Here is a 24,162-nt window from a genome sequence, read left to right as displayed (position 1 = left end):
GCCGAGCACGCGCCGCCAAGCAATCCGGCAATTCAGCGCGGGCAAAGTAGCTTCGTGCGGCTGCGCTCGGGCCGTCCGGCGGCTCACCCTTTTGCTATGAAGAACCCTTTCTCGCCAAATCTTGCCCAAGCGGGCCATTTTTACCGGTCCCAGCGCTTTGCTTGGCTGAGCACGGGTGTCCTGATGCTGCTTAGCTGCTGGCTGCCGGGGTTGGTGGCGCAGCCCGTTGCCCCGGCCGGTAGTCCGGCCGCCGTGCTGCTGCGCCCCGCCGCCGTGTTCGACGGCCAGGACCGGCACGCGGGCTGGGCGGTGCTGGTGGAGAACGGCCGGATAACGGCCGCGGGTCCGGCGGCTCAACTGGCCCTGCCAGCCGGCGCCCGTGCGCTCGACCTGCCGGACCTGACCCTGCTGCCGGGCCTGATTGAGGGCCACTCGCACCTGCTGCTGCACCCTTACGACGAAACGCCCTGGAACGACCAGGTGCTGCTGGAGGCGCAGGCGCTGCGGGTGGCGCGGGCCACGGTGCACGCCCAGCGCACGCTGCTGGCCGGCTTCACCACGGCCCGCGACCTGGGAACCGAAGGCGCCGGTTTTGCCGATGTGGGCCTGAAGCAAGCCATCGACCAGGGCATCATTCCCGGGCCGCGGCTGCTCGTGACCACCCGCGCCCTGGTGGCCACGGGCAGCTACGGCCCCAAGCTGTCGGCGGACACGGAGGTGCCCCAGGGCGCGCAGGAGGCCGACGGCGTGGACGGCATCGTGCGGGCCGTGCGGGAGCAAATCGGGAAAGGGGCTGACCTCATCAAGGTGTATGCCGACTACCGCTGGGGCGCCGACGGCTCGGCGCAGCCCACGTTTTCGCAGGACGAGCTGACCCTGATTGTGCAGACGGCGCGCTCGTCGGGCCGCGGGGTGGTGGCCCACGCCACTACGCCGGAGGGTATGCGCCGGGCGGTGCTGGCCGGGGTCGAAACCATCGAGCACGGCGACGGCGGTACCCTGGAAGTGTTTCAACTGATGAAGAAGCGCGGCGTGGCGCTCTGCCCCACCGTGGCCGCCAACGACGCCGTGGCCCGGTACCGGGGCTGGAAAAAGGGCCAGGACGCCGCGCCGCCGCGCATCGAGGAAAAACACCGCAGCATGGCGGCCGCCCTCAAAGCCGGCGTGGTTCTGGCCCTGGGCGGCGACGCGGGCGTGTTTGCCCACGGCGACAACGCCCGCGAAATGGAGCAGCTGGTGCGCGACTACGGCCTCACGCCGCTGCAAGTGCTGCGGCAGGCCACCAGCGGCAACGCCCAGATTTTCCACTTGGCTGACCGCGGCAGCATTCGCCCCGGCCTGCTGGCCGACCTGGTGGCCGTGGCCGGCGACCCCACCCAGGACGTGGGCGCCCTGCGCCAGGTGCGGCTGGTAATGAAGGGCGGCGTGGTATACAAGTAGTAGTTAGTTGTCAGTTGCTCGTTGTTAGTTGTTCGTTGTCAGTTGTTGGGCGCCAGCGCGGGCATTCCCACCTGACAACGGACAACGAGCAACTGACAACGAGCAACGGATAACTACCTGGCTTTGCGGAACAGGTAGCGCGTCAGGAAAATACCTTGTTGCGACTGCCCGCCCGCGCCCTGAATGGTCTGGGTGAGCGGGACGGTTTGGTACAGTTCCCAGCCGTCGGCCGTGATTTCGCCGAGGTAGCGGATAACCAGTTCCTCGTTGACGCGCACGTTGCTGATGTTGATGCCGAGCAGCGAAAACAGGTTTTCCATGTTTGACTCCTTCGTGCCCTTCCATTCGGGCGTGAACAGCACCCGCGAGCGGCCCAGCCCGCCCGGCACGATGCTTTCGATGGTCGTCATTTGCAGGAACTGGTAGCCGGTTTTGGCTTGGGCCCGGGCCGGCGGCGTCAGCGTGAGGCCGGCCAGCAGCAGGGTTGCGGCCAACGCCCAGCGGGTAATGAAAGAAGGCATAAAGCAGGAAAAAGGTTGATGAAGCGCTGCGAATATAGACCTGAGCAAGCCGCCTGCTTCCAGCAAACCGGTTGCCGCGTGCCTGTGCATTTGTCCGGGCTCACTTGCCCGGCTGGTTGCTACTCCACGCGGCGCACGCTGCCCCCGCCGCCGCTGTTGGCGCTGACCACGCGGGCGCTGCCCTTGTAGCGCACGTCGCTGCCGCCGGAGGCGCTGGACGCCAGCTCGCCGTCGACGGACACGTTCACGTCGGAGCCGCCGCTGGCCTGCACCCGGGCCGCGGTGCTGCGCAGGTCGAAGGCGTTGTAGTCGGAGCCGCCGCTCACGTCCACGGTCTGGCGCTCCACGCGGCCGGCCAGGCTCACGTCGCTGCCGCCCGAGGCTCCGATGGTGAGGGACTTGGCGTTCAAACTCAGCTTGACGTCGGAGCCGCCGCTGGCCTCAATCTTGAAGTCATCGGCCGAGAAATTGGATTGCCCCTTGGCGTCGGAGCCGCCGCTCAGGGCCAGGCCCGCCAGGCGGGGGCAGGTGACGTACACGTTGACCTGGCGCTTGCTGCCCAGCAAGCTGCGCCACGAATAGTCGCGTTCCCACCCAATGCTGAGGGTGCCGCCCCGCACTTCCGTCATTACGTGCGCTTGCGCTTCCGGCGCGGCTTCCACCACCACCGACGTGGTGGACCCTTGCGTGAGGTACACGTCGATGCCGCCGCTGGCGCTGATGGTTTGGAAATCAGCCAGCTGGCGCGGCTGCTTGACCTGGGCTTGCGCCGTGCAGGAAGCGAACAAAGCCGCGCCCGCTAATAAAATCATTGTTTTCATGGCAAAAGCAGAATAAAGGTGAGAACCGCTGGATGCTGAATTCCTGCTCGTGGTTGCTTGGCTTGCGCTAATTCACGAGGGCTTTGCGGAAAAGATACTGCGTTTGCGAAGAAGTAGTGATGGAGGTCGTCTTGTAAACGACCTGGTTAGGGTCGTTGGAATGCGAGTCCTTCCCGATTTTTTGCGATGCTCCCACCGATGTCGATACGGCGCGGATTTCCAGAAATTAGTTTGGTCGGCAGGACCACCGCGGCAGCCCCGAGGTTAGGACGTCAGAACAGCTCCAGTACGCCGCTTTCGGGCGAGCCGTCGAGTTGCCGGATGTCATCCAGGTGCCGCGTCAGCAACCCGGCCATGAACCGGGTCGATGTTGCCGGTGCGCAGCATCACCACCTTGGGCGGAAAGCCCAGGGCGCCGGCAAACCGATAAAAGCCTTCGTCGTTGGTGATGACGATGTGCTCATGGGCCTTGGCCCAGTCCCAAATGTGGCGGTCATCTGCCGGCACGGGCAGGCCCGTACGGCTCACGTACAGCGCTTCGACGGGCAAGGCGGCCAACTGCTTCACGAGCCGGTAGGATAGATTGGCATCCAGCAGCCACTTCATGCTAAGCCGCCAACTGGCGAGTGCGCTGCTCCAGATTGGCCGCAAAAGCCAACGCGGCCCGGATGTGCTCCTCGGTCAGCTCTGGAAAATCTTCCACAATTTCCGCGTTGCTCATGCCCGAAGCCAACCAGCCCAGGATGTCTTGCACGGCAATGCGCGTGCCCACGATGCAGGGCTTGCCAAAGCGTATGCCGGGGCAGGTGCTGATGAGGTGGTGGGCGGGTAGCATGGTCTTAAAAGTACACGGCAAGGGAGCAACCACAACAATCTGAAGGATTGGTATTACTCCCGCTTACCTTTCAGCAGTTGCCGGAGCGCGCCCAGCTCGTCGCGCAGCTTGGCGGCCTGCAGGAAGTCGAGTTCCTTGGCGGCGGCTTCCATCTGCTTTTCGGTGGTTTTGATGAGTTTTTCCAGCTCGGGGCGGGTCATCATCGCCACCACGGGCTCGGCGGCCATGGCCAGCGTGCCGTCGTCGGGGCCGGCGTAGGCCATCGGCTCGATGACGCGGTAGTCGGACAAAGCCGTTTGGCCCATGATTTCGGCGTGGCTCTTGCGCACCGTGCGCGGCGTGATGCCGTGCGCTTCGTTGTAAGCCGCCTGGGTGGCGCGGCGGCGGTTGGTTTCGTCGATGGCGCGCTGCATGGAGCCGGTCATGCGGTCGGCGTACATAATGACCTTGCCCCGGTCGTTGCGCGCGGCGCGGCCCATGGTCTGAATCAGGCTGCGCTGGTCGCGCAGGAAGCCTTCCTTGTCGGCGTCGAGAATGGCCACCAGGCTCACCTCGGGCAAGTCGAGGCCCTCGCGCAGCAGGTTCACGCCGATGAGCACGTCGATTTCGCCCAGCCGCAGCTTGCGCAGAATTTCCACGCGGTCCAGCGTCTTCACGTCGGAGTGCACGTACTCCACCTTGATGCCGAGGCGGTCCATGTACTTGCTCAACTCCTCGGCCATGCGCTTGGTGAGGGTGGTCACCAGCACCCGGTCGCCCATTTTCACGCGGTTGTCCACCTCGTCCAGCAGGTCGTCAATCTGGTTGATGCTGGGCCGCAGGTCGATTTCCGGGTCGAGCAGGCCGGTGGGGCGAATAATCTGCTCCACCACCACGCCGTCGGCCTGGGCCAATTCATAATCCGAGGGCGTGGCCGACACGTACACCGCCTGCCGGTACATGCTCTCGAACTCGTTGAAGGTCAGCGGGCGGTTGTCCAGGGCCGAGGGCAGGCGGAAGCCGTACTCGATGAGCGCCGTTTTGCGGCTGCGGTCGCCGCCCCACATGGCCCGAATCTGGGGCATGGTGGCGTGGCTCTCGTCCACCACCAGCAGGTAGTCGTCGGGGAAGTAGTCGAGCAGGCAGAACGGCCGCGAGCCCGGCGTGCGCCCGTCGAAGTAGCGCGAGTAGTTCTCGATGCCCGAGCAGTAGCCCAGCTCGCGTATCATCTCCAAATCAAACTCCGTGCGCTCCATAATGCGCTTGGCCTCGGAGTCGCGCCCTTCCTTTTCGAAGTAGGCGTGCTGCAGCACCATGTCGTCCTGAATCTGCTTGATGGCCGAGTTCAGGGTTTCCTTGCCGGTCACGAACAGGTTGGCCGGGTACAAGGCCACGCCGTTGGCTTCGTCGCTGAGCTTCTTGCCGCTCACGGGGTCAATCTTGTGCACCGACTCGATTTCATCGCCAAAAAAGTAGATGCGGAAGGCGTGGTCGGCGTAGGCCGGAAACACGTCCACGGTGTCGCCCTTCACCCGGAACGTGCCCCGCGAAAAATCCACCTCGGTGCGCGAGTACAGAATCTGCACGAACTGGTAGAGCAGGTTATTGCGCGTGTAGCGCATGCCCGGCTTCAGGAAAATGACGTTTTTGGCGAATTCCTCGGGGTTGCCGATGCCGTAAATGCACGAGACTGAAGCAATGACGATGATGTCGCGCCGGCCGCTGAGCAGGGTAGAGGTGGTGTGCAGCCGCAACTTCTCAATCTCGGCGTTGATGGCCAGGTCTTTCTCGATGAAGACGTCGGTGCTGGCGATGTAGGCCTCCGGCTGGTAGTAGTCGTAGTAGCTGATGTAGTACTCGACGGCGTTGTGCGGAAAAAACGCCTTGAACTCGCCGTAGAGCTGGGCGGCCAGGGTTTTGTTGTGGCAGAGCACCAGCGCGGGCTTGCCCGTCTGGGCAATGACGTTAGCCATGGTAAACGTCTTGCCCGTGCCGGTGGCCCCGAGCAGCACCTGGGCGTGCTCGCCGTTGTTCACGCCCTCCACGAGCTTGGCAATGGCCGTGGGCTGGTCGCCGGTAGGCTTGAATTCAGAGGTCAGTTGATACTCCATGCAGCGGGAAAGGTAGGCCGTAAAAGTCAGCCTACCTTAACCCACAACCGGGATTTTGGGTTTCGTGGGAAGTGAAATAGGGGATGGGTTCCTTTATCGCCTCATCACCTCATCACCCGAACGCAACTACCGCCCGAACTCCACCGCGGCTTCGACTCCGAAGGTGTACGGGCGGGACTGGGCCAGGTAGCTCTGGGCCGGGTGAGCATTCAGGGGCATGAGGCCCAATTCGGCCACCGGGCCCAGCGTGAGGGTCCAGTGGGCGGCGGCGGGGCGGAGCTGCGCGCCCGCTCCGCCCCGCACGCTGCCCAACACCCGGCGGTAGGGGCCGGCCGCCCCCGCAATGGAGTACGTCCGGGTCGACTCCGGGCTGCCTTCGACCTCGCTGCGCACGCCAAGCAAGGCGCTCACCGCGCCCCCGAGGCGGCCGTAGAGGCTCCAGCCGCGCTTCACGGGGTTGGCATACCGAATTTCCACCGGAATGCTGGCCAAGCGGTAGCGGAAGTTGGTGGTGCGCAAGGGGCCGGAGTTGGATTGGCCCAGGTCCAGCAGCTGCTCACCCAAAAAGGCGGAGGCCGACGCCGATTTGGCGGTGGCTTGGCTGAGCTCGGCGCCGGTGCTCAGCGACCAATGGCCGCCCAAGTGGCGCGTGGCCAGCAAGGCCAGGCGCTGGCTGAAGCCGGGGCGCAGGTTTTCGCGGTACTGAGCGGCGGCGGCTTCGGTCAGGGCCGGCGAGCCGGCGCCCAGCGCGGGATTGTAGTCGTACGCGGGTTCGATGCCGGCCCGCGAAAAATTGATGTTGGGGCTGAAAAGCCCGGTCGTGTAGCTGGCGCCGTAGTGCCAGCGGTGCGCGTCCGAAGCCATTGCGGGGTCGGGCTGGGGCGGCAGCGCCAGGGCGGCCAAGTCGAGTGGCAGGGCGGCGGGGCCGGTCAGGCTCAGCGCCGCCGGGCGGACGGCCAGCAGGCCTGCGGGCTCCGCGGCCGCAACCGTGGCAGCGGGCGCAGCACTGGCCACGGCGGCCGTTGCGCCCAGAACGGCGCCGGTCGTGGCCGCGGAGGTGGGCAGCACAAGCCCAGCGTCGGGGGTGGCAGTCCGGCGGGCGGCCCGGGCGGCGACGGCCTGGCGGGCCGCGTCGTCGCTGGCCGCGCCCGGAGTGGCGCGTGCCGCATAGGTCGGGGCACTGGCACTGGTCGGGGCTGCGGTACCGGCGCCCGGGGAAAGCCGAGCCGGGGTGGTGGTTTCGCGGCCGGCAGCGGTAGCCCGTCCGGCAGTCCAGTCATCCTTCAAACCAGTGCCCACGGTGCTTGACCCAGGCTGGGCGCGACCCGCTGAAGCGGCGGCCACTGCGGACCGAGGGGTCGAATAGGGGCGGCCGGCGGCCGGGTTGGAGTTGTTCGAGGAGCCAGCGTCGCCGTCCGCAGCGGCGCTACGTCCGGGGCCGACCGCGTAGCCGGGTGCATTCGAAGGGGCGGCGGAACGGGCGGGTTGTGCACTTGTTCCACCCGAACGGCCGCTGCCTGGGTTCGCGGGGCGAGTGGTGGCCATGTCGGGGCCGTCGAGGCGGGCGTCGCGCAGGCTCCACCAGCCCGTGCCGGCCAGCGTAGCCAGCAGCAGGCTGGCCGCGGCCACCCAGCGGGTAGCCACGAGGCGGCGCCGGTAAGTTTCATTCTGGCGAACGAGCAGGGAATTGTCAATCTGGTCCCACAGCAGGGGGCGCGGGGGCACGGCGGCCTCCTCGCCCAAGTGGTGGCGAAACAGGTCTTCCAGGCTGCCGGTGGGTTTGGGCGTAGAGTTTTCCTCGATAGGATTAATTGACATGGCGGATTGGAGCATTCAGGCGCTCCAGCTTGGTTTGTAAGATGACGCGGGCCCGGGAATATTGCGACTTGCTGGTGCCCTCGGTAATGCTCAATAATTCTCCGATTTCCTTGTGGGTGTAGCCTTCGATAGCGTAGAGGTTGAAGACCATGCGGTAGCGGGGGGCCAGCTCCTGCACCATGGCCAGCAGCTCCTGGAAGTGGTAGTTGCTCAGGGTAAACTCGGCGCTGGCCAGGGTTTCGGGGTAGTCGCCGTCGCTCACCGCCACCAGCGAGGCGTTGCGGCGGTGCTGGCGCAGGGCCGCGTTAATCATGATGCGGCGAATCCAGAATTCCAGCGGGCACTCGCGGCGGAAGCTGGCCAGGGTGCGGAACACGGTCAGGAAACCTTCCTGCAGCACGTCTTCGGCCTCGAAGGTGGTTTGGGCGTAGCGCAGACACACGGCCATCATTTTGCCGGCGTACTTGTCGTAGAGCAGCTTTTGGGCCAGTTGGCGGCCGCGCAGGCAGCCGTCAATCAGCTCGGCTTCGGTGGGCGGGCCGGCAGTGGCGGCGCGGCTGGCCGTGAGGCGCGGCGCCACGGGCGGCTGGCTGGGCAGCACGTCGTCGGCCCCGAAAGCGAACCAGGTAGCAGTGCTCATGCGGGCAGCCGGTAACCCGTGCCGGCGGGGGAAGAAACGGTAGAGATGGTCATTTTTTGCAGCGTACGGAAGGAAAATCAGGCGATAGAAAGCAGGCCTGTGGCGGGCCTGCTGCATGTGGATGCCGGCCCGCGCAAAAAGGTTGCAACCGGCCCGCGGCAGGACGCGAGTAGGAAGCAAAAAAAGACGGGCCACCAAGGCACATCAAAACAGCAGTGCTTGGCCAGTTCCACAATTTGAGAAAAATAACCAGGAGTTAAGAACAGCGGGGTGAAACAAAGCCCGCGCATTTCATGTACATACATTAAATGCGTGTCAACCGCCCACAAGCACTTGCTTGTCCTGGGGGCGTTGCTTTCGTAATCTGTCAAATCTTCTCACCAACCCCTTTTTCATGAAAACCCTTGTGCTGTTCTATTCCACCTACGGCCACGTTTGGAAACTGGCCGAAGCCGTCGCCGAAGGCGCCCGCCAAGTGGCCGGCAACGAAGTCTTGGTGAAGCGCGTGCCCGAAACCCTGCCCAAAGAGTTGCTGGACCAAATTGGCGCAACCGGCGCCCAGCAGGCCTTCGCGCACGTGCCCGTGGCCACTCCCGACGAGCTGAAAGAGTACGACGCCATTATCCTGGGCACGCCCACGCGCTACGGCAACATGTGCGGCCAGATTCAAGCCTACCTCGACAGCACCGGCGGCCTGTGGGCCACGGGCGCGCTGGTGGGCAAGGTGGGCGGCGGTTTCGTGAGCACCGCCACCCAGCACGGCGGCCAGGAAACCACGCTGCGCGCCGTGCACACCGCGCTGCTGCACCACGGCATGGTCATCGTGGGCCTGCCTTACGCCTGGCAGGGCCAGATGGGCCACGAGGAAGTGACCGGCGGCACGCCCTACGGCGCCAGCACCGTGGCCGGCGGCCAGGGCGAGCGCCAGCCCAGCGAGAACGAGCTGGAAGGCGCCCGCTTCCAAGGCAAGTTCACGGCGGAAGTCGCGCGCAAGCAGGCGGCGAAATAAACAGCCTGCTGGGTTGCTACGGCGGCACCAGTTTATCAGCTTGAAACCCGGCAATTCCTTGCGAATTGCCGGGTTTTTTGTGGGCCGCCATCCCGTTGGGCTCCCGCTGCCACCACTCACCGCCGGGTCCCGCCGTTGGGCGAAACCCGGAAAAGACAGGCCGTGAGCCGCTTACTTTTGCAGCACTCTCTTCAACTCCTAATTCCATGCAAGTCGACTTCGACCCCGGTGCAATGGCCCCGCAAGCCGGCCCGGCCCGCTTGCCGGGCCTGGCCCGCGCCGGCCGCACAGGCCACATCGAACGGGAGGTGTTGCCTCGCATCACGGCCCGAGGGCTGCTGCTATACGGACTGTTCTACTTGTTATTTGGCGTCTTCTACGCGAGCACCATTGCTTATTCGATACAGGATTACCAGACCAGCAATCTGCCCAATGACCTGCGCCGGGTGCTGCTCGTCGATTATCCCCTCAAAGCCCTCTGGACCCTGCCGGTGTGGTGGCTGCTGTTTCGGGGGCCGTTGCGGCGCGTGAGCTGGCCTTGGCGCCTGCTTCACCACGCGTGGTTGTGTCCGCTGTGGGTGGCGGTTTGGCTCGGCAGCTACTACGCGGCGGCGGGCTGGCTGGGCGTGGGCACCATCCGGGGTTCGGGCCGTGTCTGGGACGTATACATCCCGGTGTTGTTCTACGGCTTTCAGTTTGGGCTGCTGCACGCCACGGGCTTCATTCAACAGCTGCAGCAGCGCAGCAACTTGGAGCACCAGCTCCGCGAGCAGGCCCACCACAGCGAGCTGGCGACCCTAAAGGCTCAAATCGACCCGCACTTTCTGTTCAACACGCTCAACTCCATCAGCGCCTCGGTGCCGCCGGAGCTGGAGCGCACCCGCGAGCTGATTGCCCAACTGGCCCACACGTTCCGGTTCGCCCTGGCCGCTTCCCGCCAGGAACGGCTGCCTTTGGGCGAGGAGCTGGCCTTCCTCCAAGACTATCTGGCGCTGGAACAGGCCCGCTTTGGGGAGCGGTTGGCAGTCCGCTTTGAAGTGGACGACCGCCTGCTGGCCCAGCCGGTGCCGCCCATGCTGGTGCAGCCGCTGGTCGAAAACGCCGTGCGCCACGGCCTGGGCCCGAGCGTGGCCGGGGGCCGCCTGACGGTGACGGCCGCGCCCTACGGCCCCGCCGCCCTGCGCATCACCGTGGCCGATACCGGCGTGGGCACTCCCAACCCGGCCGCGTTGCTGAGTGGCGCGGCCGGCCTGGGCCTGCGCAATACCCACGCCCGCCTGCTGGCGCTGGGCAGCCCGGGCCTGGAAATCAGCGCCAACGAGCCGAGCGGCCTGCGGGTGAGCTGCGTGCTGCCCTTGCTGGACTGGCAGGCCCGCGCCCCGGCGACTTTCCCTCCTCGCACCACTGCCGAATCCGTGCGCTCATGACCACGCTCATCATCGACGACGAAGCCCCGGCGCGCCTCATCGTGCGGCAGTACCTGGCCGATTTTCCGCAGGTCACGGTAGTGGCCGAGTGCACCGACGGCCTGGCGGCGCTGGCCGCCATCCGCGACCACCGGCCCGAGCTGGTGTTTCTCGACATCCAGATGCCCGGCCTCACGGGGTTCGAAGTGCTGGCGCAACTCACGGAGGTGCCGCGCGTCATTTTCTCCACCGCTTACCAGCAATATGCTTTGGATGCCTTTGCGGCCGGGGCCGTCGACTACCTGCTCAAGCCCTACGACCGGGCCCGGTTTCGCCAGGCGGTGGGGCGGGTGCTCAGCCAGCCGGCCGCGCCCGATGCCGCGCTTGGCCGCCTGCTTCAGCGCCTCGACGAAGCCAGTGCCCCGGTGCCGACGTTTTACCCGCGCCGGCTGTTTGTGCCCCAGGGCGGCCGGCTGGTGGCCGTGGCGGTGGCCGACATCCAGTTTGTGGAAGCCGCCGGCGACTACGCCACGCTGCACACCGTCCGCGGCCAGTTCTTCAGCAGCCTCGGCCTGGGCCAGCTCGCCCAGCGGCTCGACCCGGAGCGGTTCCTGCGCATTCACCGCTCGGTGCTGGTGGCGCTCGATGCCGTGCACGACCTGGAGCGCGACGGCAGCGGCGGCTACCACGCCACGCTGGCCGGCGGCCGGGTGGTGCGCGTCAGCCGGGGCTACGCCGACACCGTGCGGCCGCTGCTGGGCTGAACTCGGTCATGAAAAATTAATGTCGAGAACAGAAAGCCGATATTGTTTATAAAATAAACTAGTTTACATTTGTTGTAATGCTGGTTGGCGGCGGCGATAAACGGGCCGATGCCGCTGCGAGACCGTGCCACTCGCGCCGCTTCCTTACTACCGACAACCGGCTATAAATCTGCTTTTCTCACCTTTCTGCAAGCTGTCTTCTTCATGAAAAACGCCTTACTCGTTCTCGCATTCTCGGTGGCCATCCTGGGCACTACGCAAGCCGGGGCGCAAACCGCTGCTCCCGCCCCGGCAACTCCGGCCCGGCCGGCCGCTCCCGCACCCGTTGGTGCCCCGGTCCCGGCGGCGCCCAAGCCGCTGGTGCTGCCCGAAGCACCCAAGGGCAGCGGCCGCCTGAGCGGCACCGTACTCGACGCCGCCTCCAAAAAGCCCGTGGAATTTGCCACCGTGGCCCTGCTGCCCGCCACCGGCGACACGCCCGTGGACGGCACCGTGGCCGATGAAAAAGGCCGCTTTAGCCTGCGCGGGCTGGCCCCTGGTGCTTATCGTCTGCAAATCAGCTTTCTCGGCTACGCGGCCCTGACCCGCGACGTGGCCGTGACCGGCGGCAGCACCGACCTGGGCCCGCTGGCCCTCACCGCCACCGCCCAGCAGCTGGGCAACGTGACCGTGACCGGCGAAAAGGAAACCGTGGAGGTGCGGCCCGACCGCATCGTGTACAACGCCGACCGCGACCTGACCAACAAGGGCGGCGTGGCCGCCGACGTACTCCGTAAAGTGCCCCTGCTGAACGTGGACCTCGAGGGCAACGTGCAGCTGCGCGGCAGCTCCAACATCCGGGTGCTCATCAACAACAAGCCCAGCAGCATATTGGCCGGCAACCTGGCCGACGCCCTCAAGCAACTGCCCGCCGACCAGATTGCCTCGGTGGAGGTCATCACCACGCCGGGGGCGAAGTACGACGGCGAGGGCACGGCCGGCATCGTGAACATCATTCTGAAGAAGAACAACCTGCAGGGCGTGAGCGGCAACGTGGGCGCCGCCGCCGGCAACCGCAGCTCGAACGGCAACCTGGGCCTGAACGTGCGGCGCGGCAAGTTTGGGGTGAGCAGCAACGCCAGCGGCTACGTGTACTACAGCCCCAGCGCCAGCAACCTGCGCCGCACCAACTTCGACGGCCCGGGGTCCGACAACGTCGTCTCGACGCTGAACCAGGACGGCAACGGCGACAACCTGGGCGGCGGCGGCTACGGCCGCGTGAGCTTCGACTACGACCCGGCCAAGAACCACAGCTTCGCCGTGGGCCTCAGCGGCAGCCTGAACCGTAACAACAGCAACAGCGAGCAGGTGAACAACCTGCAAACCCTGGCGGGCCCCGCGCCCAGCCAGCTCTTCACCCGCGCCACCGATTACGAGTACCAGTCGCAGAGCTACGACGTGAACGGCACCTACACCCGCACCTTCGAGGGGCAGCCGCGCCGGGAGTGGAGCGTGCTGGGCCAGCACTCGCGCAACCGCAACCTGCAGCCCTACGCCCTCAACCAGTTCGACAACCAGTTCACCGCCGCCGGCCTGCCCAACTACCGGGAAAGCAGCGACAACCTCTCGCGCAACCTCGAAACCACGCTCCAAACCGACTACACGCACCCCATCGGCGAGAAGCGCAGCGTGGAAATCGGGGCCAAAACCATTTTGCGCCGCGTGCTGAGCGACTACCAAATTGACACGCTGCGCGGCGAAAACGGCACCTTCCTCACTGACTTTCAGCGCTCCAACCGGTTCGACTACGACCAGAACGTGGCGGCGGCCTACGCCACCTACGGCTTCCCGCTGGGCGCCAAGGTGAGTTCGCGCCTCGGCACCCGCCTGGAGCGCACCGACATCGTCGGCCGCTTCGAGCAGAACGACATCACGCGCTTCACCAACGGCTACACCAGCCTGCTGCCCAACGCCAGCGTGAGCTACGCCCGCAAGCCCGGCAACACCCTGCGCCTGGCCTACAGCCGCCGCATCCAGCGGCCCCTGATTTTCTACCTCAACCCCTACGAAAACCGCGTCGACAAATTCAACGTGAGCCGGGGTAATCCCCAGCTCGACCCCGAATTCACGGACAGCTACGAGCTGAACTACAGCACGTTCGTCAAGGGCTCGGTGCTGAACTTCTCGCTCTTCACCCGCCAGACCAACAACGCCATTGAGGCCGTGCGCACCCAGCGCCTCGACACCACTGTGACCAGTTACGCCAACATTGCCCGCAACCGCAGCTACGGCGGCAGCGTGTTCGGCTCCTTCAAGCCCACCACCAAGTGGGAGGTCAGCGGCTCCAGCACGTTCACCTACGTGTTCCTGCGCTCGGGCTTCCTGAACACCACCAACCAGGGCCTGATTTTCAACATCAACGCCAACTCCACCTACAAATTCACCAAGGCCCTGAGCGCCCAGTTCTTCGGCGGCATCAACTCCTCGCGCGTGCTGCTGCAGGGCCGCGCCGCTGCCTGGAACTGGTACTCCCTCGGCTTCAAAAAAACCATCCTGAAGGAAAAAGGCGACATCACCCTGAACGCCGACAACTTCCTCCGCGCCCGCCGCGACCTCAGCTCCAACGTCAACACGCCCTTCTTCGCGCTGGAGCAGCACAACTACATTGCCCTGCGCGGCATCCGCCTGGCCTTCGGCTACCGCTTCGGCAAGATTGAAAACGCCCCGCCCAAGCAGCGCCGCAGCATCCGCAACGACGACACCAAAGCCGGCGAAACCCAAGGCCAGCAGTGAGGCGCTGCGCTGCGCTTAACGAAGACTGAGCAATAAGCAATGAGCAAAAGGAACGTCATGCTGAGCGAAGTCGAAGCATCTCGCTTCGTTGCACGATTGAGTCACTGCCGCACGCGAGATGTCTCGGCAAGCTCGACATGACGTTCCTTTTGCTCATTGCTCATTGCTCATTGCTCATTGCTCATTGCTCATTAAGCGCAGCGCCTTGCCCGTTCCAAATAGCCCACGCTGCCTCGGCCTGCAGGCAAAGCATTTCGAACCCGTTTTTCACCTGCGCGCCGGCGGCTTTGCCCTTGGCCATGAACAGCGTTTCGGTGGGGTTGTACACTAAATCGTAAAGGTGGTGCTGCTCGGTGAGGGCCTCGTAGGGCAGGGGCGGGCACTCGTCGATGCGCGGAAAAGTGCCCACCGGCGTGGCGTTGATGATGAGCGCGTGCGCCGCTACCAGTTGGGGCGTGAGGTCGTCATACGTCAGCCCGACACCCAGTGGGTTGCGCGACACGGACCAGTGCGGAATGGCCAGCTCCTGCAGGGCCACGGTCACGGCTTTGGCCGCTCCGCCGGTGCCCAGCACCAACGCCCGCGCGTCCGGCGGATTCGGAAAAAAAGTGCGTAACGACTCGCGGAAGCCCACATAATCGGTGTTGTGGCCCCGCAAAAGGCCGTCGGGCAGGCGCTCAATTACGTTCACGGCGCCCACGCGGCGGGCCGAAGGCGCCAACTCGTCGAGGTAGGCCACCACGGTTTCCTTGTAGGGCACGGTCACATTCAGGCCCACGAGGTCGGGGTGGGCGGCCAGCAGCGCGGGCAATTCGGCCACCGTAGCCAGCTCAAACAGGTCGTACTGGTGCTCGGCCAGCTCCAACGAGTAGAATTTCTGGTTGAAGTAAGTCTGCGAAAACGAGTGGCTGAGGGTGCGGCCAATGAGCCCAAACTGACGCATGGTGGTGAAACAGTTATCAGTCAACAATGAGCATTAATGGTTGTCAACACCTATCGAGCAGACTTGCTCATTGTTAATTGTTAATTGTTAATTGACTTTTACTGCCCAGCTTGCCTTTTAAAAACGACCACAGCGGCGGCAGCACCGACACCAGGATGATGCCGTAGATGACCAGCGTGAAGTTTTTCTGCACCCATTCGATGTTGCCGAAAAAGTAGCCCGCCAGCGTCAGCGAGATAACCCAGAGCGCCGCCCCGGCTACGCTGTAGGTTACGAAGAAACGGTAGGTCATGGTGCCCACGCCGGCCACAAACGGCGCGAACGTGCGTACGATGGGCACGAAGCGCGCCATGATGATGGTCTTGCCGCCGTGCTTGGCGTAAAACGCCTGCGTCTGGTCCAGGTATTTGCGGTTCAGAAACTTGTAGTCCTCCCGGAACACCCGCGGTCCGAGGTAGTCGCCCACGAAGTAGTTCAGGTTGTCGCCGATGAACGCCGCCGCCATCAGCAGCGGAATCAGAATCACCACGTTGAGCAGAGAATGGCCCGTTTCGGGGTTGGGCTGGGCCGCCAGCGTGCCGGCCACGAACAGCAGCGAGTCGCCGGGCAAAAAGGGAAACACGATGACCCCGGTTTCGGTGAAGATGATGAGGAACAGGATGAGGTAGGTGAGGTTGCCGTAGTCGTGAACCAGCAGCTTGAGGTGCACGTCGAGGTGCAGCACGATGTCGAAGAAATGCTTGAGAAGTTCCATGCCGGGCGTAGGTGAGCCACAAAGAAAACCGGCCGCCGTCGAAACCGCCGCCGCTTCGCCGGCATCCGCCGCGCGCCACGCGGCGCCGTTCCCGATGGATTATTTATTTTCTGCCTAAGATGCAAAAAACAAAAAATCGACTTACTGCGGCTAAAAGACTCACTAAAACAACGTTGGAGTCCGAAATTGCTCCAGCCAATGCCCTTCGCTCCAAAATATGGCACGACCTGTGATGGAGGCCGGTGCGCTTAAAAATTGGCGAGCAATGCTGGGCTTTCCATCGCACTAAAGCCGCGTTTTTATTGGCCCAGCCTCGGCTGGTGCTTTGCCGTTGCAAAACTAAAGAGTTTACTTATTCGATGATTGTTTATCAAGGTGGCGATTGGTGGCGGGCTCTGGGGCATTTCCACGCCTCCGCCGTTATCCGGCTGCTCTTGAAGCGGGTCGCCCTGGTCGGGCTCTATGGCTCCGCCATTGCCATCGTCAGCATTGACTTTCATACCCTTAATGTCCGCATCGGCCGCGAGTACCTTTCCATTCTGGGCATTTTGCTCAGCCTGCTGCTGGTGTTTCGCACCAACACCGCCTACGACCGCTACTACGAAGGGCGCGGCGCCTGGGGGGTGCTGGTGTCGCAGTGCCGGGGCCTGGCCATGGAAATGAACGCCCTGCTGCCCCGCGAGGCCAAGTCCAGCCGCCGCTACTTCGCCGCCCTCATTTCCAACTTCCCCATTGCCGTGGAAGGCAGCCTGCGCAACCGCGTGCGGTTCGACAAGATGGAGGCTACGCCCGATATCATCGAGCGCCTGCAAAAGGCCGAGAGCGTGGCCTCCACCATCATCGCCGTGCTCATGGAAAGCGTGGAACAGCTGCGCCAGGTCCAGATTTTTGACCCCATTCACCTCGTCAACCTCAAGCAGCACTACCTGGCCATGATGGCCGTGAACGGCACCTGCGAGCGAATTAAATCCACGCCCATTCCGTACTCGTACAGCTTTTTCATCAAGTGCTACATCACCGTCTTCATCATGGTGATGCCCCTGGTGCTGGTCGACTCCTGCGGCTGGTGGATGGTGCCCATCACCATGATTGGAGCCTACGCCATGCTGGGCCTGGAAATGATTGGCAACGAAATTGAAAACCCATTCGGCCACGACAGCAACGACCTGCCCATCACCCAACTCTCCAACAAAATCCGCGTCAGCGTGCATGACCTGCTGGGCGTAGAGCTTCCGGCCGAAAAAAAGGCCTTGGCTACGGTGCCATACAGCGTGGTTCACTGAAAAGCACTGTGGAATTACTTATCTGGTAAGTAAATACTTAGTGACACTAGACAGGAGCCGAGTCCGGTACTGTTTTTGCACTCAATTCACAATTGCATAAATTTTTTAAGAAGCATTAGCTCTTTTTTTAACCCCTTCGTATATGCGCCTCGTTCGGTTATGCAGATAGAGCGCTTCCAAACTTCTTACAATCAATCCCCCAAATTTTCCATGCAAACATTAACTTTTACTCAAAAACTTAACTTCAGCAGTTGGCTGCGTTTCGTTTTTCCGATGCTGATTATGCTGCTGGGCAGTCAATCGGCACGGGCTCAAAATGTGGTGGCTACTAATAATGCTGTTACCCTCACCCAGCAGCCAACAGGTAATCCTTCGGTAGCGGGCCTGAACTATGCTGGGCGGTATGATGACTCTCCTTTCACTACTTATTCCAAATTGGGCGACACCCGGACCAATCCGGTGACTCCCCCGCCTTTTTTGGGTACCTATGATTTGGATGGAAACAGCCAGTTACGGCTGACCAAAGCAACTGCTGTTGAATTCATCATTTCAAACAACACCATCATCGATGACGTGGCGCTGCAATACCGGGTGTATTTGTCGGGAAGCACGCAATTGCCCAACTATACTTCGGTGCCCTTGGCATCCATTGGCAGTGACACGTACGAGGCTGCCGGACTCGACCTAAACTTGATAGGCGGCTTGGTTAACGGCGGTACCTACACACTAGAAGTACGCTATATTACGGTTGCTACCCGAGCCGGTACCACTAGAACATTTATCGAACCTTCGGGCACTCCGGCATATACGGCCGTTTTCAGCCTATCACCCCCCACCAACACCCCTCCCGGTGGCGTTACCAATTGGATAAGTAATGGCAATGCTGCCAGAGGAGAAGATGCTAACTGGTTTAATGGCGCCAATTGGAGCAATGGTGTGCCCAATCGTTTTTCTGACGTGTTCATCCCCGATAAGTCGCCCGGGACTCCCCCCACTATTACTCCGGTGTTGGATAGCAGATTAGTGACTTACGAAGCGCGTAATCTTACCATTGCGGCTCCAACCAACTCTGAGCGGGGCCTCATCCGCTTGCTGAGTGCGACGTTAAAAATTTACGGCGACTTAGCCAACGGCAGTTCCGGTTTGTTAGCCGTAACAGAAAGCGCTACCAATGGCAACTCGACGGTGATTTTTGCAGGGGGTAATCAGAGAATCGACCAAGGCCGCATTGCCAATGTAATCATCGAGGGCACTGGCATAAAATCACTTACAGGCAGCCTTGAAATTGCCAGCTCTCTCGTTTTTTCACCTGGGGTAAGTGCATCATTGCGGACATCTTCTGTAAATGGTAATGGGGATTTGGAAATACAAACCACTAAGCCTTTGGAAGTTAATGTCAACCTCGGTACTACTGGGAGCGTAAGTGGTGAAACCAATACGGCTCTCGTTCTTGGCGTCCTTCGGGCCACCCGCGAAACAGTGCAGGGCGTGACCGAAACCTTTGGCAACATTGGTGTAGATATTACGATATTTGGCCGTTCCGACGCTGGCACTGGCTTAATTACCCGCATTACCAATGACCGTTTTTTCGGGCCTATCAACACTGCAGCAGTAAGCATTAAACGCTATTACAACGTTAGCATAAACAATCAGGCGAACCTTAATGCTACAGTAGTATTTCATTACCTCGATTCTACTGATAACAACAATGGTGCGATTGACGAACTGAACGGCAACGTGGAGAGTAGGTTGATTATGTTCCGTACTAACAACAACGGGGTGCCGTTCCAACCTCTGTACGGAGTGGTGAACACGGCTAACAACACCGTGACGCAAACCGGCATCCCGACCATCAACACTATCACATTGGCCGACCGCGACCGGCCGCTGCCCGTCACCCTGACTTCGTTTGATGCCAAGCGTGTAGGCGCTGACGCGCTGGTAACCTGGCAAACCGCTTCGGAATTAAACAACAAAGGCTTCAACGTGCAGGTATCGACCGACGGCAAGGAGTACCGCACGCTTGGCTTCGTAGCCAGCGCCTCGCCCAACAGCGTGCGCGCCACCAATTACAGCTACACGGATACCGAAAAGAACAAAGCCGGCGTGCGCTACTACCGCCTGATGCAGGTGGACGTGGACGGGAAGACGACTTTTTTCAGCCCCCGCGCAGTGTCCTTCGAGGGAAAAGTAGCCAGTGAAGGCGTCACCGCCGTTGCTTATCCGAATCCTTTCACCAACTCCAACGAGGTGCGCTTAAGCCTGCGCTCGGAAGTCGAAGGCCAAGGCGTGGTGCGCATCACCGACATGACGGGCCGTACAATTGGCCAACGTCAGATTGCGCTCGGCACCGGTAACAACGACGTCGAGCTTCCCCGCCTGGGCGACCTGCAAGCCGGCATTTATATGGTGCGCGTGACCTTGCCCACCGGCGAAACGCAGAACCTAAAAGTGGTGAAGCAATAAGCTTCCCGCCGTAGCTAAGAAACGCCGGCTTCCGCAAGGAAGCCGGCGTTTTTCGTGATATATGGTCCAGGCGTGCCATGCGCTGGGCGGCTGAGTCGCTAGCCGCGCGGCATGGAGGTGCCCGGCTTGCTGGTCTTGGCGGGCGGGCGGAACATGGGGTCCACGGCGTCCATGTCGAGGAAGTGGGAGAACGTGTCGCCGCGCAGGCCCAGGCGAATGGTTTCGAGGCTGACTACTTCGTTGGGAGCGATGTTGCCCAGGTTCACGTTGGTGCCCAGCAGCTTGATGAACCACACTTGCTGGGCCTTTTGCGGGGCTTCCCACAGAATTTTCTCGGAGGGAATCTTGGTCAGAATTTCTTCCACCAGGCCCGAGCGCACCTCGCCGGTGCTGCGGAACAGGCCCACGTTGCCGCCCTCGCGGGCCTCGCCGATGACCTTGATGGCGCCGGCAGCCAGCTCGGTTTCCATCTGCGAAATCCACTTGTAGGGCGGAATGATTTTTTCGGCGTCTTTCGACCCCACTTCGCTCAGCACCCGCACCGCCTTGCTCAGCTCGCGGATGTACTCGCACTTGCGGTCGTGGTCGAGGTCGATGCTGCCATCGGACACCTCGGCGTATTCCATGCCGTGGGTATCGAGCAGGCGGCGGTAGTCGTCGAACTGGTTGCGGATGATAAAGGCTTCGAATAGCGTGCCGCCGAAGTACACCGGAATGTCGGCCGCGCGGTAGATTTCGAGCTTGCGCCTGAGGTTGGGCACTACGTAGGAGGTGGCCCAGCCCAGCTTCACCACGTCGGTGTAAGCCGCGCCCACTTCCAGAAAATCCTCCACTTCGCGCAGGCTCATGCCCTTGTCCATGACCATGGTGTAGCCTTGTTCGCGGGGCTTGGGCGTGCGCTCGGGGAGTTGAGAAAGGTCGTAATTCATTGGTTGATGTGCTGATTCATTAATGTGCTGATGTGCTCATATGCTTTGATGGGGCTTGGCAGCCCACAAAAAAACCGCCTGCGCGAACGCAGGCGGTTGCAAAAGTAATCTAGCCAGTTCCGGTTAGTGCCTATGCGTACGGTTTATCGTGGTCGTAGCGCATAAGCGCATCAAAAAAACCAGCGCAGCCTGTCAGCCCATCAACGAATCAGTCCATCAATCTTATTTCCGGAACTGCTCGATGAGCTTCTTCAGGCCCGGCTGCTCGCGCAGCGCCGGGAAGTAGTCAAATAGCAGAATGTGCTGCTCGTAGTTGAGCGTGAGGGCCGTTTCCAAGGTGGTGTAAGCTTCGCGCATGCGGCCGTCGGCCAGCAGGTAAGCGCACAGCATGTAGTGGAAATGAGCCTCGTGCGGGTGCAGCTCCACCGCGTGGCGCACCAGGTCCACGGCTTCGGCAAAGTGGCCCTGCTCGTAGAGAATAGCGCTCCAGCTCACCCAGCCCTGCACGTCGTCGGGCGCCACCTCGGTGGCTTTCTCGTACGATTCCAGGGCGCTGACCACGTTGCCCACTTGGTTTTCGGCCGCGCCCAGCGCCGACCAGTACTCGCCGCTCTCGGCGTAGAGCTCGGTGGCTTTGCGGAAGTAGTGAATGGCCTCGAACCAGCGCCCCTGCTCCTGCAGCAGCACGCCCTGGCCAAACCAGGCCTCGTCCATCTCAGGGTTCAGCTCCAGGGCCTGGCGGTAGTAGCGGCGGGCGGGCTCCCACTCGCGCAGCTTCTCGTAGCACTCGCCGATGTTGCACAGGGCTTCGTCGGTGGGTTCGCCGGTGGGGTAGGCCAACTCAAACTCCGGAATGGCCTTCAGGTACTCCTGCTGACACACAAAAGTGTCAGCCAGCCAGTGGTGGGCGTCGTGAAAATCGGGGCTGATGACCACGGCGTAGTCAAAGGCTTCCGCGGCCTTGGTGAAGTCCTCGCGGCGGTACCAGTACTGCCCCAGGTTGTACCAAGCCGTGGCCGAGTACGGGTCATCGTCGGTGAAGCGCTTGAAAAATTCCTCGTGCTCCTCCAGCCGGGCCGTGATGTCGAGGCAGTGCAGCAGCTCCTGCACCCCGGTTTCGTTGTCGGGGTTGAGGCGCAGGCTTTGCTTGTAGTGCTTGGCCGCGCTCTTGAATTTCTGCCAGCTCTGAAAGGCCAGGCCGAGGTTAAAATGAATGTCTTCGCGCTCGGGCTCCTGTTCCAGGCCGGTCCGAAAGAAGTCCACCGCCTGGGCAAACTCGCCCCGTTGCGTGCTGATGATGCCCCGCGTCACGGCCACGTCGGCGTTGGTGGGGTCCAGCGCCGCTACTTCGTCAATCTGGCGCTCGGCTTCGGAATAGTCGCCGCGCATGGCCGTCACCTGGGCGCGGTCAATCAGCAGCTCGGTTGAGAAAGGGTACTGGCCCAAGGCCGCTTCGCAGGCTTGCAGGGCGTTGTCAAATTCAGCGTTGGTAACGTAGTGGTCGATGATGTTCTCAAAGTCTTCCAAATCGAAGAAGACGGGTTCCTGCTGGGCCACCATGCGCTCAAAGCGGCGCACGACGTCCAGCACGGCCCGGTGGTTTTCAAAATGTTCGTTCATGCGCATAAAGTCGCAGTTAAGTGGATTAATCTGGTTTTGTGGGGGGCCGTAGTCGGCGGCGGGCGGCTGGGGCCCCGCCGCTCGTTAGCGCCGTTCCACTCCACTTTATCAGTGCGCTATCAATAATAACAAATATTGGTCAAAACCGTGCAATCCGGCTGTTGCTAAGATACGGTAACCGCTGTGAAGGCGGACGGATTTGCCGATAATTCGGCCGCGCACCACGCCAGAGTGTCGGCTAACGGCCGGAATTCTAGGCCGGTAGCACTTTGTACTTTAGCGTGTGCGTACACCACCGGCCGGCGGCCGGCGCGGGCCGTATCGCGGGTAATGAGCGGCCGGGCGCCGGTGAGCACGGCCCGGGCGTGCTCCAGGCGCCACACGATTTCGGCCGCCCAGCCGGGCACGGCCACCGTGGGCGGCCGGCGGTGCATGGCCGCGGCGGCTTGCCGGAAAAAATCAGCCAGCGGCAGGGCTTCCGCGCTCAAAATGAACCGCTCCCCGCTCAGCGCCGGCTGGTCCAGCGCCAGGGCCAGCAGTTGCGCCACCACGTCGCGCACGTCCACGAAGTTGACTAGTCCGCGGGTGAAGAAGCGGTGCTGCTGGTAGGCGTAGCGTAACAAACGGGTGCTGCTGCGGCGCCAGTCCCCTGGCCCCAGCACCACCGACGGATTGACGACGACGGCCGACAACCCTTCGGCTACCCCGCGCCATACTTCCAGCTCACCCAAGTACTTGGAGGTGGCGTAGGCCGGATGCGCCGCTCCCAGGTCCCACGTGGCTTTTTCGGTCACCGTCAGGGCCCCGTCGGGCCGGGCCACGCTGCCCGCCGCCGGCCCGCCCAGCGCGGCCACTGACGACACGTGCGCCAGCCGGACGCCCGGTCGCTCCAGGCAGGCATCGACCACGGCGGCGGTGCCCTGCACGTTCACAATTTGCAGCAAATCCTCGTCTTGCGGGGCGTACGACACCAACCCGGCGCAGTGAAAGACGTGCGTGACGTCGGGCGTGAGGGCGGTGCGCAGCAGCTCGGTGTCGAGCAGGTCGCCGGCCAGCCACTCCACGCCCGGCGCCGCGCCGGTGGGCACCGCGCCCCGGTGCAGCGCCCGCACGGCCAGCCCGCGCCCGCGCAATGCCTGCAACAAAAAGGAGCCAATCAGGCCGGTACCGCCGGTAACGAAAATCATGTTGTTCGTTGTCAGTTGCTTGTTGTCAGTTGGCAGTCCACGGAATCAGCTCAGCATAGCCTGACAACGAACAACCGGCAACTAACTCCATCAGAGGGTATTGTTCAGCAGCGGGAGGTGCAGCAGTTTCTCCATGTAGGGCTGCGGCAAGGCCCGGCTCAGCAGGGTTTCGGTGTGGCGCAGGTGGTGGGTGTCGGTGCCCACAAAATCCACCAAGCCGGCGTCAATCAACTGCTCGGCCACCCTTTTGGCCGCCGGCGAATAATACCCCGCCAGCGAGTTCAGATTGACTTGCAGCAAGACCCCGTAGTCGCGGCGCATCTTCTCAATGTCCGCCAAGCGGCCGTAGAGGTAGGTGTAGCGCTCCGGGTGGGCCAGCACGGGGCGGTAGCCTTGTGATTTCAACCCAAAAATAATTTCAAACAGGTTGAGCGGCTCGTTCATGTACGACGTCTCGAACAACAGGTACCGCTTGTCGCCCCCAAAAGTGAGCATCTCGGTGCCATCGGCCAGCTTGCGCCCCAGGAACTCGTCGAGGTAGTATTCCGCGGCGCATTCGAGGACCACATCGCCCAGGCCGGCGGCCGCGGCGGCCTCGCGCAGCTGGAGCAGCGCCGCCCGGATGCCCGCGGGGGTGTTTTTATAAAAGTCGCCCATGATGTGGGGCGTCATAATCAGCTTTCGGAAGCCCAGGTCCCGCAACGCCCGCAGCAAGTTCAGGGAGTGTTCCACGGTTTCGGCCCCGTCGTCGAGGCCGGGCAGCAGGTGCGAATGCATGTCGGCCCCGAGGGCGGCCAACAAGGGCGCCGCCGGGCCAGGCGCTGCCCCGCCAAAAAAACGTTGCCAGAGCGAAGACATTTACGG

General features: G+C 62.7%; 20 protein-coding genes. 7 read left to right on the top strand and 13 right to left on the bottom strand.

Annotated elements, in window-relative coordinates:
• Nucleotides 1-183 precede the first annotated feature (183 nt).
• Nucleotides 184-1,440: an amidohydrolase family protein gene (locus RMO51_RS10300; RefSeq protein WP_409025041.1), complete on the top strand. Its 1,257-nt coding sequence runs from the start codon at nucleotides 184-186 to the stop codon at nucleotides 1,438-1,440.
• Nucleotides 1,441-1,553: 113 nt separating this feature from the next.
• On the opposite strand, the gene RMO51_RS10295 is transcribed toward RMO51_RS10300, so the two are convergent.
• From RMO51_RS10295 to RMO51_RS10265, 7 genes are all read right to left on the bottom strand, one after another.
• The gene (locus RMO51_RS10295) at nucleotides 1,554-1,961 is read right to left on the bottom strand and encodes a hypothetical protein (RefSeq protein ID WP_310394383.1); all 408 of its coding nucleotides are present in this window, start codon (nucleotides 1,959-1,961) and stop codon (nucleotides 1,554-1,556) included.
• Nucleotides 1,962-2,080: 119 nt separating this feature from the next.
• Nucleotides 2,081-2,782 (bottom strand): head GIN domain-containing protein, encoded by a 702-nt coding sequence (locus RMO51_RS10290; protein ID WP_310394382.1) that lies wholly within the window; start codon nucleotides 2,780-2,782, stop codon nucleotides 2,081-2,083.
• Between the two features lie 324 nt (nucleotides 2,783-3,106).
• Nucleotides 3,107-3,388 (bottom strand): DUF5615 family PIN-like protein, encoded by a 282-nt coding sequence (locus RMO51_RS10285; RefSeq protein WP_310394381.1) that lies wholly within the window; start codon nucleotides 3,386-3,388, stop codon nucleotides 3,107-3,109.
• A gap of 1 nt (nucleotide 3,389) precedes the next feature.
• On the bottom strand, nucleotides 3,390-3,617 hold the full coding sequence (locus RMO51_RS10280) for a DUF433 domain-containing protein (protein WP_310394379.1): 228 nt from the start codon (nucleotides 3,615-3,617) through the stop codon (nucleotides 3,390-3,392).
• Between the two features lie 53 nt (nucleotides 3,618-3,670).
• Nucleotides 3,671-5,707, bottom strand: coding sequence for an excinuclease ABC subunit UvrB (uvrB, locus tag RMO51_RS10275; RefSeq protein WP_310394378.1), 2,037 nt, complete (start codon nucleotides 5,705-5,707; stop codon nucleotides 3,671-3,673).
• 126 nt (nucleotides 5,708-5,833) lie between these two features.
• Nucleotides 5,834-7,525: a hypothetical protein gene (locus RMO51_RS10270; protein WP_310394377.1), complete on the bottom strand. Its 1,692-nt coding sequence runs from the start codon at nucleotides 7,523-7,525 to the stop codon at nucleotides 5,834-5,836.
• Nucleotides 7,515-8,165, bottom strand: a complete 651-nt coding sequence (locus tag RMO51_RS10265; RefSeq protein ID WP_310394376.1) for a sigma-70 family RNA polymerase sigma factor — start codon at nucleotides 8,163-8,165, stop codon at nucleotides 7,515-7,517. Before RMO51_RS10265 ends, RMO51_RS10270 begins: the two co-directional genes overlap by 11 nt.
• Nucleotides 8,166-8,559: 394 nt before the next feature.
• Here RMO51_RS10265 and wrbA point away from each other — a divergent pair, with 394 nt between their 5' ends.
• The 4 genes from wrbA (at nucleotide 8,560) to RMO51_RS10245 (ending at nucleotide 14,116) form a co-directional block, all read left to right on the top strand.
• Nucleotides 8,560-9,174, top strand: coding sequence for an NAD(P)H:quinone oxidoreductase (wrbA, locus tag RMO51_RS10260; protein WP_310394374.1), 615 nt, complete (start codon nucleotides 8,560-8,562; stop codon nucleotides 9,172-9,174).
• A 206-nt stretch (nucleotides 9,175-9,380) separates the two neighbouring features.
• Entirely contained in the window at nucleotides 9,381-10,601 is a 1,221-nt protein-coding gene (locus RMO51_RS10255) for a histidine kinase (RefSeq protein WP_310394372.1), read from the top strand.
• Nucleotides 10,598-11,344 carry a response regulator gene (locus RMO51_RS10250; protein ID WP_310394370.1) on the top strand — a complete coding sequence of 249 codons (747 nt, stop codon included), beginning with the start codon at nucleotides 10,598-10,600 and terminating at the stop codon, nucleotides 11,342-11,344. The genes RMO51_RS10255 and RMO51_RS10250 overlap by 4 nt, the downstream gene beginning before the upstream one ends.
• Before the next feature lie 204 nt (nucleotides 11,345-11,548).
• Nucleotides 11,549-14,116 carry a TonB-dependent receptor domain-containing protein gene (locus RMO51_RS10245; RefSeq protein WP_310394369.1) on the top strand — a complete coding sequence of 856 codons (2,568 nt, stop codon included), beginning with the start codon at nucleotides 11,549-11,551 and terminating at the stop codon, nucleotides 14,114-14,116.
• Between the two features lie 181 nt (nucleotides 14,117-14,297).
• Here the strand turns inward: RMO51_RS10245 and aroE are convergent, their stop codons facing one another.
• Entirely contained in the window at nucleotides 14,298-15,059 is a 762-nt protein-coding gene (gene aroE, locus RMO51_RS10240) for a shikimate dehydrogenase (protein ID WP_310394367.1), read from the bottom strand.
• 73 nt (nucleotides 15,060-15,132) lie between these two features.
• A complete protein-coding gene (locus RMO51_RS10235) occupies nucleotides 15,133-15,813 on the bottom strand; it encodes a DedA family protein (RefSeq protein ID WP_310394365.1) in 681 nt (226 codons plus the stop codon).
• A 359-nt stretch (nucleotides 15,814-16,172) separates the two neighbouring features.
• Between RMO51_RS10235 and RMO51_RS10230 the strand changes: the two genes are divergently transcribed.
• Nucleotides 16,173-17,096 carry a bestrophin family ion channel gene (locus RMO51_RS10230; RefSeq protein ID WP_310394363.1) on the top strand — a complete coding sequence of 308 codons (924 nt, stop codon included), beginning with the start codon at nucleotides 16,173-16,175 and terminating at the stop codon, nucleotides 17,094-17,096.
• A 210-nt stretch (nucleotides 17,097-17,306) separates the two neighbouring features.
• The gene (locus tag RMO51_RS10225; RefSeq protein WP_310394361.1) at nucleotides 17,307-19,562 is read left to right on the top strand and encodes a T9SS type A sorting domain-containing protein; all 2,256 of its coding nucleotides are present in this window, start codon (nucleotides 17,307-17,309) and stop codon (nucleotides 19,560-19,562) included.
• Between the two features lie 98 nt (nucleotides 19,563-19,660).
• Here RMO51_RS10225 and RMO51_RS10220 read toward each other — a convergent pair whose 3' ends face one another.
• The 4 genes from RMO51_RS10220 to RMO51_RS10205 form a co-directional block, all read right to left on the bottom strand.
• Nucleotides 19,661-20,491 (bottom strand): phosphosulfolactate synthase, encoded by an 831-nt coding sequence (locus RMO51_RS10220; protein WP_310394359.1) that lies wholly within the window; start codon nucleotides 20,489-20,491, stop codon nucleotides 19,661-19,663.
• 222 nt (nucleotides 20,492-20,713) lie between these two features.
• Nucleotides 20,714-22,111, bottom strand: a complete 1,398-nt coding sequence (locus tag RMO51_RS10215; RefSeq protein ID WP_310394358.1) for a tetratricopeptide repeat protein — start codon at nucleotides 22,109-22,111, stop codon at nucleotides 20,714-20,716.
• Between the two features lie 164 nt (nucleotides 22,112-22,275).
• Entirely contained in the window at nucleotides 22,276-23,298 is a 1,023-nt protein-coding gene (locus RMO51_RS10210) for an NAD-dependent epimerase/dehydratase family protein (protein ID WP_310394356.1), read from the bottom strand.
• 90 nt (nucleotides 23,299-23,388) lie between these two features.
• Nucleotides 23,389-24,156, bottom strand: coding sequence for a CpsB/CapC family capsule biosynthesis tyrosine phosphatase (locus RMO51_RS10205; RefSeq protein WP_310394354.1), 768 nt, complete (start codon nucleotides 24,154-24,156; stop codon nucleotides 23,389-23,391).
• Nucleotides 24,157-24,162: the final 6 nt, after the last annotated feature.

Origin of the sequence: Hymenobacter sp. (genome assembly GCF_031398885.1) — a bacterium.
In the GTDB taxonomy this organism is placed as follows: Bacteria; Bacteroidota; Bacteroidia; order Cytophagales; family Hymenobacteraceae; genus Hymenobacter.
Note: the sequence above shows the minus strand (reverse complement) of the source record. Positions and strands in the feature narration are given on the sequence as shown.